Annotated in this window: 1 protein-coding gene; it reads left to right on the plus strand. The window is 56.0% G+C overall.

All coding sequences use genetic code 11. The features are described 5' to 3' along the window. Positions 1-161 precede the first annotated feature (161 nt). Positions 162-929, plus strand: coding sequence for an ATP-binding protein (locus QP994_RS11020; RefSeq protein WP_284866824.1), 768 nt, complete (start codon positions 162-164; stop codon positions 927-929). Positions 930-1,024 lie beyond the last annotated feature (95 nt).

A 1,024-nucleotide genomic window follows, 5' to 3' on the forward strand; every position in this document is an offset into this window, starting at 1 on the left:
GGGCGCACCACCACACAGCCTCACCCCAACACGCGAGATGCCGCTGCCACCTCCACCAACACTGCAGCAGCACCTATCCCGCGTGATACGCGCGGTGCGTACCTCGGCGGCGCGGAGCAGTTCAGCATCGAAAACCTGACGAAGAAAGGAAACAACTAACCATGGATGCGCCACAACCAGCATCAACAACCGCACGATTCTTAGACGAATCAGTCCTGCATATCTTCACGCAACTACGGATGACTGCCTTTGGCCGCACAGTCATCGACATTGCCGCGGATCAAGCATTCGACCAGTGGAGCTTCTCAGACAAAATCCTCTACGCGCTCGATAAAGAAGTCGCGGCCAGGCGCGAAAGACGAGTCAACAAACTGCTCAAAGCATCCCGATCGCCAAACCTCGATGCTTGTGTCGAAGACATTATCTACACACCCAGCCGCAACATCAACAAAGAGCAAATCGCCCGACTTGCTCAATGCCAATGGTGCCAGGATTCGAAAAACGTTGTCATCCTGGGCAAATCCTCCGTCGGCAAGACCTACCTCGCCCAAGCATTGCTCAACGCAGCTTGCCGAAAGGATTACTCCGCCAAGTTCTTCCGCACCGACTCTCTGGCTAACCAGCTCGCCGTGCTGCATCACTCGGATCCTGAGCGCGTGAAGTTCCTCGAAGCGATTCACAACACCGATGTGCTCGTACTCGATGATTTTCTCACCACCCCGATCAATGAAGCCACCGCGCATCAATTGTTGACCATCATTGCGGAACGAGAAAACCGCGGAGCGACCATCGTGACATCCCAGTTCGCCCCCATCGAATGGTGCAAGTCCATCCCCGACGCTGTCATCGCTGAGTCGATCCTCAACCGGCTCGCCGTCGGCGCGGAGATCATCACACTAGAAGGAGACAACATGCGCCTAACCCACTAACCCCGCCCAACCCCCAAACGCCCGGGTGTTACTGGATACTCACCCGGGCGTTACTCGATCCTCACCATGGCGTTACTAAATCGGTGGTCTGAACA

This window comes from Corynebacterium sp. MSK044 (genome assembly GCF_030232825.1).
Lineage (GTDB): Bacteria > Actinomycetota > Actinomycetes > Mycobacteriales > Mycobacteriaceae > Corynebacterium.

Bases quoted from the DNA above. Each gene is read 5' to 3' on its own strand.
- QP994_RS11020 (WP_284866824.1), top strand. From the start codon at position 162: ATGGATGCGCCACAACCAGCATCAACAACCGCACGATTCTTAGACGAA.